Here is a 12817-nt window from a genome sequence, read left to right as displayed (position 1 = left end):
ATTACCATCATGGAGAACCCCACATGAGCTGCTACATCTACTGGAATAAGATAAAGAGGATAGCCTCGAGGCTTGAGGGGATGGACCACCACTTCGACAGGATGGACACATCCAGGGTCATACCCCTCCTGGACGAGATCGAGGAGATAGCCCATGATTCATCCATTGACTTTGAATCAGCCAGGCACATACTTGACGATGCTGATATGAACCATGCCCTCAGGGTCATAAGAACCTTCTATGTTAACCTTGGCATGAGACTTGAACTGGAGAAGGCGGCGGAGGTTAAAGACTCAGATTCGCCATGGGAGACCCTGGAATCATTCTACTTCTACCCAAGGTACCTCCAGCTCCTCAAAAATGAGGCTGCCCTTGGAAAATTCAGGAGTGGGGAGCGCGCTGTATTCATTGGGGGAGGGCCACTACCACTCACAGGGATACTCCTTGCAGATATCTATGGTATGAGGGTCCATGTTGTTGAGATTGAACCTGAGATAGCTGATATCTCCCGTGGCGTGATAGAGAGGCTTGAACCTGGGGATGTGGATGTGATCACTGGTGATGAGACCGCACTGGCGGATCTTGACTTTGACGTTGTTATGGTGGCTGCCCTTGCAGAACCCAAGAGGAGGGTCTTCAGGAATATCCACAGGTATGTGAACCCTGATACCAGGGTTATATACAGGACTTACACGGGAATGAGGGCGATTCTCTATGCCCCCGTGACTGATGAGGATGTGGCGGGATTCAGAAGGGCGGGGATTGTGCTTCCTTCGGGTAAGGTTAACAATACCTCAGTGCTTGTTTTTAAGTGCCCGTGATGTTTCTGTCATGATCAAATCAGTAACATCTGAACTTTTTTAAAGATCACATTATCTCTTTATTACCATTCCGGCAGTCTAGGCCCGATAATTATTATGAATATTAAAATAGAAAATATTAAATATGGCTGGTTTGCAATTTTAACTATAACACCATTATGGTGTTTGATAATAAATTTTCCCTCCAGCAATCAGTTCATGGGACCTTCCCATGAATCCCCTCCTTTTTAATTGAAATTAAGTATTACATTTTGCCTTTTATCAGTTTCTAAAGTATTAACAAAATAATTATATATGTTATTACTCCTACTCATTCTGTACATTATTAAACATTACAGAACTTAAAGGAGGTGAAAATGTTATGAGAAGACAGTATTTCATGGTTTTCATGGTTCTTCTCGTTGCTGTCGCACTGACGGGTTCAGTGAGCGCAGTAGACACAGCATGTGAGGTGGGGGTGGATGTAAAGTACGAATTTGCAGACGACAACCCCCGCATCAACCCTGACATAAACTGTATCACCGATGCAAACGGATCAAAGATCAACTTCACAAAGACCTTTGACCCTGCAGCCAACAGGACAAAGATCATCTTCAATTACCAGAACGTCACAAACACCACAAAATTCCGGATAAAGGTAACAGCACCGGGCTACAGGGACCTAGTACATGAATTCACCCTATCAACCAACCCGGCGAATCCACTGGATACCAAATACTATGCACTGCTTTCACTTAAAATGAACGCCACAGACGCCTACAAACTGGGAAGGGAGATCACCAGGAGGGCAGATCAGATCCTGAACTTCTCGAAGGGAAACGTGCTCGTCATAACAACTGCTGGTATTGTTAAGTACAGGAACGATACCACAGAGGACGTCATTGAGGGAATACTAAACCAGGCAGGTGGCCGTGTAACCTATGGTAAGGGGAACCTGCTTGTAATAAGGAAGTCACCTGTTGACCCCCTGGACACGTTCTTCATACTACAGAGGGGCAGCACACTGGTGGGTGTTTACTTCAAGAATGCAAGCACATCACCGGTTGTAATTAAAACAGTCAACGGAAAACCAGTTTACACAATCGACCTTCTGAAAAACATGACTGAGGCAAACTGGAACCTTCTGGTAAGCAAATACGGAAACTACGCGTTCCCGGTTGCAAGCCTTTCAAACGCATGGATGCAGGGCGCACCATCTGATCTCCTCAGGGCTGCAGCATTCCATGGTCACATGTGCCTCGGTACCATCAGCGGTTATGCAATGAGCCTCACACTATTAAAGTACTATCCACCGGTCATGGACTTCACCAACCCTGGCTCACCAGGTGAGATAACAAGTTACGTGACAGTGGGTGTCCCAGGGGACTCAGATGACGATTCACTGCTCATGTTCCTTGACACCACACCAGGTAAGGGAGGATCCTACAGCGGGTTCAACACCACGGCCACAGGTGCCGACACAAACCTGGTTGGCTTCATAAGGTGGAACCCCAACACCCTCAAGGGTGACCTCATAGTGATGAAGTTCGACAAGGAGGCACTCAGGAAACAGTTCCAGCAGCAGACAGGCAAAAAAACAGAACTTGAATTCAACGCATGGCTCATATCCAGGGTGAAACAGGACCCAACATCCCTTGTGACCATAGTCAGGGAACTTAAGGGCCTCAATGTGACCCACTACTACTATCTCCTGGGAAGCGAAAGCGGTGCCAACGTGACAGATAGGGTAAACAACATAACCTACCAGATTCCACCACAGGTGGCCCATGGACTTGACATGGCCTACATAGACAGCCTTGGACTTCCAAATGCGACCCGTGAAAACAGCACCTTCACATGGGGTAACCTGACATACGAGCAGATCAGGAAGATCGGTGCTGACGCAGCCAACCTTGCAAAACAGCTATTCCTCACAGAGAAGGGTATAAACCTTGAAAAGGACGACAGGGACCTTGTGGTACTCACATCAGCCGGTTACTCAAGGGTTAACGGTCAGGATATGAGTGCCGCCTGGGACGGAGTATTTGATGTTCTCGGCTCAAGGCTCAGCAGGGCAACACTTCTCCCGGTTCACAGACCACTCTGGAAACCACTCTGGTTCACATTCGTCCTGAGGGGCTACGATGGAGTGACAATGGATGCAGTCTACATCTACTATGACCCAACAACCGGTCAGCTAATCGCAAGCAATGCATCAGATGGTAAATTTGTGAATGACATCGGACCAAGAACCCTGAACAGCACACAGCTCAGCAACAAGGTCTCAAAGGTCTTTGCAAAGGATGGCTGGTTCAACATACAGAGCATAGCAAACGCATGGAGAAACGATCCACCATACGACCAGATACTGACGTTCCTCTTCCACGACCATGCATGTCCAGGCGTATCACCTGGTTACCTGATAACAGAGTACATATTCAAGAACTACCCCCTTAAGGAAAACGAGAACTACATCTACCTTGGTAACACCATCTACTGCAAGGACGACGCCATAGTCTACCGCCTCGGGGTCTCACCTGGACAGGGAACCTACTTTAACCTGCGTGTACCTGGATCAGATAACGACCCTGAGAATGAGTATGCATACGGAGGTAACATTGAGGGAATCCTTGTGATATGGGACAGCAAGAACAAGGTTGGAAAGGCAGTGGTCCTGGACTTCAAATGGCCGACCTTCGATGTGAGCGACTGCGTAACCAGCGATGCGAAGAGGGAAAAACAGATAGCAGGTTTCATCAGCCTCTACAAGGGTGAAACACCAAGCTATATGATCTCAGGGCCGGTTGTGACCTATGACGCTGAGAGGTACATCACTGAGAGTGAACTTCAGATGATCCTTTCAGGTGCCGGTGGTCAGCCAATAGCCTATGTGAAGGGGCTTCCTGCAAACAGGACACTTGAGGACCTCATCCCGGTGAACAATGGCGGAAGCCAGAACGGAAACCAGGGTGGTGTACCAGGTATACCTGGTGGCTCCACGGGTGGTTCAAGCGGTGGTTTACCATCAGGGTCCCATGGTACTGCAGGTGGCCATGCCGGTTACACACCCGGTGTTGATTACAGTGCTTCACCGGCTGATGTGAGTGCAGCATCTGAGGTTTCAGAGGAACCTGCAACAGCTGAGGGTAAGAAGGCCTATGAGGTTACAAATGCAACCTCCACTTCCGGTGGTTCTGACTCCTCATGGTACGTTTATGGTATCGTCGGTGTCCTTGTGGCTGCTGGCCTTGTGGCCTTCGGATTCCTCAGGGGTGGAGCAGGAAAATAAACACCCCAATTATTTATTTTTTTATTCAGAGGATTATTACTTTTTCTTGATTGATATTTAAATTAAGTAATATTTTAGGTTAAATAATAATTTATTTTTAAAGTATTCTGTATAATGTAATAATAATTTATTTTAATGACATAACTCAGAGGGGTTACTGTAAATTTAAAAAAATAAAAGGAGGTGAAAAGTCATGAGAAAACAGCTACTTACACTGATAGCAGTTCTCTTCATGGTTATATTCTGCCAGACAGTGGCAGCTGCAGATAACAGCACCGCAGGAGGTGATTCAGGAAACCTAACAGTGAACAGCACACAGGGGATCAGGGATCCTGTCGTACTTGTCATACACTCGTCAACCAGTTCCAAGATGACCAACGATGCTGCAAAGAAGGTCATGGACCTTATAAACCCATCACAGCCAGGGTACAACCCCCAGAACAGGTCAACATGGACGGTCAGGTTTGAGGTGAGGACCACCACACAGATATCAAGAATGAACTCCTCTGAACTTAAAACTCTTATCGAGTCTGCGGATATCGTTATTGCAGAGTGGCTCTTTGACTCAGGTAACTTCAGGAATGTTATGCGTGACTACCCTGAAATCGCATCTAACAGGCCAAACAAGATATTCCTGGTCCTTGAAAGTGACCCTGACCTCACAAACATGTCACAGATCAATGGTGTACGCATATTCCAGGGTATAGATGCCTCGGTGATTGGTAACACAGATACAAAGAACACAATCCTCTATGACCTCAAAAACTCCAACGAGGCACGTCTGAGGGCCTATGTTAATACTTACCCTCAGCTCGCACCCTGGGTGACCTACGGTCTCTACTATGCAAAGAAGGGAACCGTGAACTATGAAAACCAGTTCAAGCTGCTTCTTAAGAACTTCACGGTGATGAATGGGGGTACCTGGCCATCTGAATGGGAACCCGCAGCACCCATAACCATTCCAGCGGAGATGCTCTACCGTGACGGCAGGGTCTTTACAAGCCTCGCTGATTACCTTGCAGCATACCCACTCAACGCATCACGGCCAACTGTTGGAATAGCGGGCCTTGATAGCGTGCTCCTTTCAGGGGATATGGCCCACTTTGACAGCATAATAGCCAGGCTAACAGCCAGCGGAATGAACGTGATACCCGTTGTGGGGGCTTATTCCGGTGTTAACGGTACACAGCCACTCAACATCTATTCGGCAATGGTCAAGTTCTTTGTCTATGACCCTGCAAACCCATCAAGGGTGATCACAGCAGCGGAGTATGAGGCCAACCCCTCAGCCTACAGGTACAGGATAGACGCCCTTGTGAGTTTCACAACATTCACACTGGGTTCTGGCTTTGTGAACCAGACCGCAGCTCTCCTTGAGAGAATGAATGTGCCTGTATTCAGGGCGATGATATCCACCAAGAGGGAAGAGGGTGAATGGATAGTATCAGAGGACGGACTTCTCTGGAGTGACACCTACTACCAGATAGCCATTCCAGAGACCCAGGGGATAATAGAGCCCATATTCGTTGCAGCACCGGCAAAGAGTATTGACAGTGTAACAGGGGTTGAGATAGTTGCATACACACCGATAGATGAGCAGATGAACTACCTGGTGCAGCGAATCAGCAACTGGGTCAGGCTCAGATACCTGGCAAACTCCCAGAAAAGAATAGCACTCATCTACTACAATTACCCTCCAGGTAAGGGTAACATAGGTGCCAGTTACCTCAACGTACCTGAAACTCTCGTTGAAATACTAAGAGCACTCCAGAGCTCAGGGTACACTGTTTCAGGCTTCCCCCAGAGTGCAGACGACCTTGTGAAGCTCCTCACCGAAAGGGGAATAAACGTTGCAACATGGGCACCGGGGGAACTCGAGAAACTTGCAAATAAGACCTCCATCATCCTCTGGGATGCGGAGGAATACTATGCATGGTTCCAGAGCCTGAACCCGATTGCGAGAAAACAGGTCGTGGAGGGTCCTGTGGGTTACATTGAGGAGATGGTTAAGCTCGCGCTCAGCTACGTCTCCAGTGACACCGCATACACCGCAGCCCTGAATACCCTTGATAAGTGGTCCTCTGAGATGATATCACTTGCAAATACCTACCCTGAGAAGGCACAGCAGGCATCAGTTCTCATAAGAAACATGACAGAAGCACTGAAATCAGTTCTCAACAACGCAAGGACAGGTCAGAGCACAGATGCACCATGGAACATGTTCTATAACTTCAAAAATGAATTCCAGTCCCTTGCAGTCCCTGGATTCAATGGATGGGGCGCCCCGCCAGGTAATGTCATGACAGTGGAGAGAAACGGCAGAAAGTACATCGTCATACCAGGTATAATGTTTGGCAATGTCTTCATTGGCCCTGAACCCCAGAGGGGATGGGAGGCAGACGTTGATAAACTCTACCACAGCACGGTCGTGGCACCACCACACCAGTACCTTGCATGGTATGCATGGGTTAACACGGTGTTCAATGCGGATGCCCAGGTCCATATAGGCAGACATGCAACATACGAGTGGCTCCCAAGAAAGCAGGTCGCACTCAGTAACTTTGACTTCTCACAGATTTGTGCCGGTACAAAGCCCTCAGTCTACATCTACATCATGGATGGCGTTGGTGAGGGCATACAGTCCAAGAGGAGGGGATATGCGGTTATAGTGGACCACCTCACACCCCCAATGAAGACAACACAGCTCTACGGGGACCTCTCAGAACTCAGAGCCCTTATCGATGATTATACAAAGACACCGGATGCAAGCCCACTCAAGCAGGAGTACTTCAGTTCAATAAAAAAGATGGTCATGAAACTCAACATAGCCGCAGAGATTGGTATCAGTCCAGATAACTTCACTGCAGAGGACATTGAAAGGGTTGAGGATTACCTTGTGGTGCTCCAGCAGACACTCATGCCTGTGGGTCTCCATACCTTCGGGTTAAGGTGGACCGATGAGGAGATAGCCCTCCTTGCTGCTGCAATGGTATCCTCTGATGGCGGCCCATCAAGTCCCTCACTGCAGAGGCTCATAGCATCTCTGAAGGGATGGAACTTTGACAACCTCACGGCACTGCAGGCAGAGGAGCTCAACAATATCACCATAAGCTGGATACTGCAGGTCATGGGTGGCACACCACCAGCGGACCTTACAAACAATTCACAGGTAATTGAGCTTCTCAACAGGGCACGTGATTACGCAGCACTGATAGGCCAGAGCTTCAGTTCAGAGATGAACTCGCTTCTCGATGCACTGAAAGGCGGATTTATAACACCAAGACCAGGAAATGACCCTGTAAGGAACCCCTCAGCACTTCCAACAGGCAGCAACTTCTATGCGGTTTCAGAGAACCTGATGCCAACAAAGACAGCATGGAATCTGGGTAAACGCCTGGCTGACATGGCACTTGCACAGTTTGACAGGATCCCTGAGAAGGTGGCTGCGGTTGTCTGGTGTGTTGAGACGGTTCGTGACGACGGTACCATGGTCTCATTTGTCCTTAGGCTGATGGGTGTGGAGCCAACCTGGTCATCCACGGGGTCAGCTTCCAACCTTAAGGCCACACCACTCTCACAGTTACTCGCAGATATCAATGCAGTAAGATCAGCATCTGGACTTTCAAACTTCACAGAAAGGCCCCGGGTGGATCCGATTGTAACAACAAGCGGACTCTTCAGGGACCTGTTCCCGAGACTCCTCATCAACATGGACAGGGCATACAGGGTTGCCCTTGCCGCTTCATACAGTGAGATCGTCGCGCCCTATCCGTCACTTAAAACCTCACTTGACCATGTGCTGCAGACACTTGTCGATGCCAAGTATACAAACTTCAGGGGAAGCGAGCCTCTGCGCACCAACTACATTGCACTCCACTGGATCAATGATACCCTGAGGTACATGCAGGCGGGTCTTAACGCCACGGATGCAGGTGAAATCGCCATCACAAGGATATTCGCACCGCCTGTTGGTGATTACGGTGCCGGTGTCAGTAAGGGTACAGAGGTGTCATGGACCTGGAACGACAGAAGCGAACTTGCAGACATCTACTTCAACAGGATGAGCCATGCATACAGTGAACGTTCCTGGGGCGTTTCAATGCCCGAAACCTTCAAGGAACTCCTCAAGGGTATTCAGACGGCCTACCACAGCAGAAACACCAACCTGTATGGGGTTGTTGATAACGACGACTACTTCGACTACTTCGGCGGCCTTTCAATGGCCATCGAGATGATGAACAATGGAAGGGCCCCGGAACTCTACGTACTGAGATATGCAAACCCAGGCAATCCCCGGGTCATGTCACTGAAGCAGTTTATAGCCATTGAATACAGAACAAGGTACCTGAATCCCGAGTGGATCAGGGCAATCATGAATGAGGGGTATCAGGGGCCAAGGACCGTAGCCAAGTACACATCCCACCTGGTGGGATGGGAATACACGGTGCCTGAACTCCTTGACAGTGGCTTCTGGGACGAGTACTATGATGCGGTGGTTGCAGATAAATACAATCTTGGACTGAAGACAGCCTATTCAAAGAACCCCTACGCTGCCATGGACATACTGGCACATTTTGCCGAGATGGCAAACAGGGGCCAGTGGAATGCCAGGAGTGAGCAGCTTGCATTCATTGCAGAGTGCCTTGGAAATTACGTTGCCGAGAATGGTGTTTCATGTTCAGGATCGGTCTGCGGTGACAGGGAACTGATGAAGTGGATCAGCCAGTACATGTCATCTGATCTCAGGAAGAAATTCACTGCAGCGCTCTACGCGGCAACAGGGGCGTCGGTGTTTGCACCTGAACCATCCGGTGATGTGAATCCAGGTGAGAATCCATCCACAGGGCCCACAACAGGCCCTTCAGCCACAGGTGGCGGATCCTCTGGAAGAACCTCCGCTGATGGTTCTGCTGGAAGAACCTCTGTGGCTTCACAGGCAGCTGTTTCTGCATCTTCGGAGAATTCCGCAGGTGAAGGGGCCGGTCAGCAGAAATCCTATGAGGTGAAAGAAACCCATTCAGCGGTCAATCAGAGAACAGAGTTCCCGTTATATGGAGTGGCAGGTATAGCAGCCATACTGGTACTTGTGGGTGTGGGATACTTCCTTGGACCTGGAAGGAGGTAGGCCCACCATAATTTATTTTTTAGAAAACATTAAATATCAGATTTACTTTAATTCTAATAAAAATTGTTTGAATGAGTTATTACTCATTAGGGCCTAATAGTAATAAGAAATATGGTATTAAAATACTGCTTTAATCCTGCGAAATAGTAATAATTTAATTTATATAGTAATTATTATAAAGTTGAAAAGAGAAGGTGTGGAACATGGACATGGCAAACCTACTTTGGCAGGCGGGAATCCTATCGGTTTTACTGATATTCGGCGTGAAGATTGGACTGGCAATGGGTTTTGCAGGGCTATCAAGGAAGATGGCCGCCCTGATAACTGCAGGTTACGGTCTTGGCATATATGGCCTTTCAGCCCTTGCAAATGCCTACATGAACTCGATTCAGGGCTTCTTCAACACCTACAGTTCACTGATAACAATCGTAATGGCATCCATCCTCATATTTGCCGGTGTGCACACCCTCCGTGAGTGGAAGGAACACAGGAGGGACACAGCAAAGACTGCGTGCGTTGCAATGGTGGCGCCCTGCCCCTGCTGTTTCGGGGCGGTGATCGTCAGCATAATACTTGTATCACCCATACTCGGTGTATCAGCAATCACACTCGGCAAATATTCCGGAATAATTCTGGCAGCCTTCATAGCGTTCTTCTATTTATTTGCCAATGGAGTCGCATCAGCAATCAATAAACCCTACCCTGTTCTCCTGGGCAACTTCATGCTTTTTGCCGGTCTCTACTTCCTGACAGCTGCCATTGTGCTTCCAAATGTGAACAGCGCCATGAGCATGAAAATGACGCCACTGACGGTTCCAGGCATAAACACCATAATATATGTTGTGCTGGGGACACTGGCGCTCATGGGACTTGGAATTTACCTTAACAAGAGAAAGAGCACTTTCATAGAATAAGGAGAGGTGATAGGATATGGTTGCAGTACCCGGCAGTGAAATACTGAGCGGCGCACTACACGTTGTCTCCCAGAGTCTCCTCATACCTGTTATAGCAGGGCTCCTGTTATTCATGGTCTATGCAATAATAACTCTTGGCGGGCTAATGTCAGAGTACTCTGGAAGAATAAGGACTGACATCAGGGAACTGGAATCCGCTATAAAATCAATTTCCAATCCAGGAACCCCTGAGAGGATAATTGAGGTTGTAAATTCAATGGAGATACCACAGAGCCAGAAGGAGGTCCTTACAAATATTGCGGAGACTTCAGAACTGGGACCCAAATCAAGGGAGGCCCTTGCAAGGAAACTCATAGAGAACGAGGAGCTCAGGGCTGCAAAGAGCCTCGAGAAGACGGACATCGTGACAAGGCTCGGACCAACCCTTGGTCTTATGGGGACACTCATACCCATGGGGCCAGGTCTGGCAGCCCTCGGTGCAGGGGATATAAATACACTGGCCCAGGCCATCATCATAGCCTTTGACACAACAGTCGTGGGCCTCGCATCAGGGGGTATAGCCTACGTAATCTCAAAGGTCAGGCGCAGATGGTATGAGGAGTACCTCTCAAACCTTGAGACCATGGCCGAGGCAGTGCTGGAGGTGATGGATAATGCCGCTCAGACGCCGGCGAAGGCTCCTGTCGGATCAAAATGAAGAGGACCCGATGGCCGGAAGTGCAAACCTGGTTGATGCCATGCTGGTCCTGTCTGTGGGCTTCCTCATATTCCTGGTGCTCTCCTGGAACATGCAGAATGTCGTATTCGCTGACATGACCCCACAGGAGCGTCAGGAAACCATGGAGGCAATGAAAAGGGCAGTTGAGGTTCAGAAGGGCCAGGAGCTCAACAACACTCCCGAGACCAGTTCAGGGTCCGGCCAGGGATACGTTGAGATGGGAACCGTTTACAGGGACCCCAAGACGGGTAAGCTGATAATGGTTCAGGGGTAGCTTACCTTCTTTTAGTTTTTTTTGAAAGTTTGATGGTAGTGGTTCAGGGGTAGCTTACCCATTCCCATTCTCTGAAAAACTTCAAATGGTAATGGTTCATGATGGCTTACCATTTTTTCTGAAAACTTTAAATATCTCAAACTCAAACTGAGTTCTGGTATTTCACTTCTTCTTAGAGGTATCCATATGATTGAAGTCATACCTGTTATTGATCTGAGGGGAGGTATAGCGGTAGCCGGCAAATCAGGTGAACGTGAAAATTACAGGCCCCTCGAGACGGTGTTCTCATCATTCCCTGACCCTGTGGACATGGCACTCTCCCTGAGGGCAGCCGGGGCACGGTCAATCTACATAGCAGACCTTGATGCCATCGAGGGTACGGGATCCAATCTTGATATCGTAGGAAGGGTTAATCATGTCTTGCCGGTAACCCTCGACGCAGGGGTAAAGAACAGGGAGACATTCAGATTTATGCTCCAGTTTGCATCACGGGTTGTTGCCGCAACAGAGACCCTTGAGAGTACAGAGGAACTTGAATACATCCTTAAAACATATCCCCCAGAGAGGACCGTTGTGAGCGTGGATGTTAAGGACATGAAGCTCCACTCAGAGAACATTGACCTTGAACTTGAAGAATTCATGGACCTCCTCCTCGGTTATGAATCTGACGTCATACTCCTTGACCTTGGGGCGGTTGGCACATCCTCAGGGTTCAACAGGGACCTCCTTGAACTCTTCAGGCTACTCATCAGAAGGGTGATACCCGGCGGCGGCGTTCTACCCAGAGAGATACCTGAACTTGAGGCCATGGGTGTGGGGAAGGTTCTTGTTGGAAGGGCTCTCCATGAGGGGATGGTGAGGCCCGGGTGAACACAGAAAGGTACCTCCTTATCGGTCCTGTTAGCAGGGACCGGATAGTGAGGAGGAACTCGACAGAGTCCAGGGTGGGGGGCGCCGTTTACTACTATTCCCGGCTACTCTCACACCTTGGGGTTGACCACACGGCAGTTGTAACACTGTCAGAGGCTGACAGGCACCTTCTCGGCGAATTCCCGTCCAATACAAACATAATGCCACTGTACAGGGACTCAACGGTTGAGTTTGAGAATATCTATGATAACGGCGATACCTCGAGGAGGATCCAGAGGTCCAATTTTGCCAGTAACCCCATTGAAATTGGAGATATTGAAACAATTGCAGGGGAGAAGTGGACAGCCGTCCTTGCAGGGCCTCTTCTGCCCTCAGACATACCCCTTGAGACGCTGCAGTTTCTGGGAAAAAGGCACAGGCTCTACACAGGACTTCAGGGCTACCTGAGATACCCTGCTGGAGACATGGTCAGACTGAAATTCAGGAAGGAAATCCTGCGGGTCCTGGAGGCAGGGAGCGGAGCTTTTCTTGACATCAACGAACTTCGAACAGTTTCCAGTGACATCATGGGGGCTATTGGAATACTCAGTGAACACTGCGGTGAGGTCATGGTGACCTGCGGACCCCGGGGCTCCCTGATATCCCATAAGGGGTCCCTCATAAGGATAATGGCTGTTACTGCAGAAAGGGAACTCGACCCAACTGGGCTGGGGGATACATACATGGCTGCCTACGTCCATATGAGGAGGACATCTGATCCTGAGGATGCTGGAAACTTCGCATCACTCATGGCAACAAGAAAGCTTGAGGGGAAAATTTAAGGTTAA

8 protein-coding genes are annotated in these 12817 nt (G+C 48.9%); all 8 read left to right on the top strand.

The features are described from left to right. Positions 1–23 precede the first annotated feature (23 nt). The 8 genes from AB9H23_RS03930 to AB9H23_RS03895 all read left to right on the top strand — a co-directional run bounded on the left by AB9H23_RS03930 (position 24) and on the right by AB9H23_RS03895 (position 12811). Positions 24–821, top strand: a complete 798-nt coding sequence (locus AB9H23_RS03930; RefSeq protein WP_321212074.1) for a nicotianamine synthase family protein — start codon at positions 24–26, stop codon at positions 819–821. A 361-nt stretch (positions 822–1182) separates the two neighbouring features. Further along, positions 1183–4089, top strand: coding sequence for an FmdE family protein (locus tag AB9H23_RS03925; protein WP_370005698.1), 2907 nt, complete (start codon positions 1183–1185; stop codon positions 4087–4089). A 193-nt stretch (positions 4090–4282) separates the two neighbouring features. Continuing rightward, positions 4283–9214 carry a cobaltochelatase subunit CobN gene (locus AB9H23_RS03920; protein WP_370005696.1) on the top strand — a complete coding sequence of 1644 codons (4932 nt, stop codon included), beginning with the start codon at positions 4283–4285 and terminating at the stop codon, positions 9212–9214. A 203-nt stretch (positions 9215–9417) separates the two neighbouring features. Further along, the gene (locus tag AB9H23_RS03915; RefSeq protein WP_370005694.1) at positions 9418–10128 is read left to right on the top strand and encodes a DUF2162 domain-containing protein; all 711 of its coding nucleotides are present in this window, start codon (positions 9418–9420) and stop codon (positions 10126–10128) included. 16 nt (positions 10129–10144) lie between these two features. Beyond that, positions 10145–10825 carry a MotA/TolQ/ExbB proton channel family protein gene (locus AB9H23_RS03910; RefSeq protein ID WP_370005692.1) on the top strand — a complete coding sequence of 227 codons (681 nt, stop codon included), beginning with the start codon at positions 10145–10147 and terminating at the stop codon, positions 10823–10825. Beyond that, a complete protein-coding gene (locus tag AB9H23_RS03905; protein WP_237779774.1) occupies positions 10782–11120 on the top strand; it encodes a DUF2149 domain-containing protein in 339 nt (112 codons plus the stop codon). Before AB9H23_RS03910 ends, AB9H23_RS03905 begins: the two co-directional genes overlap by 44 nt. A gap of 186 nt (positions 11121–11306) precedes the next feature. Further along, positions 11307–11990: a HisA/HisF family protein gene (locus tag AB9H23_RS03900; RefSeq protein WP_370005690.1), complete on the top strand. Its 684-nt coding sequence runs from the start codon at positions 11307–11309 to the stop codon at positions 11988–11990. Further along, entirely contained in the window at positions 11987–12811 is an 825-nt protein-coding gene (locus AB9H23_RS03895; RefSeq protein WP_370005688.1) for a PfkB family carbohydrate kinase, read from the top strand. Before AB9H23_RS03900 ends, AB9H23_RS03895 begins: the two co-directional genes overlap by 4 nt. Positions 12812–12817 lie beyond the last annotated feature (6 nt).

This window comes from Methanothermobacter sp. KEPCO 2, from assembly GCF_041228365.1.
GTDB classification, from domain to species: Archaea; Methanobacteriota; Methanobacteria; order Methanobacteriales; family Methanothermobacteraceae; genus Methanothermobacter; species Methanothermobacter marburgensis.
The sequence above is the reverse complement of the archived record's forward strand: the minus strand, read 5'-3'. Positions and strand labels throughout refer to the sequence as shown.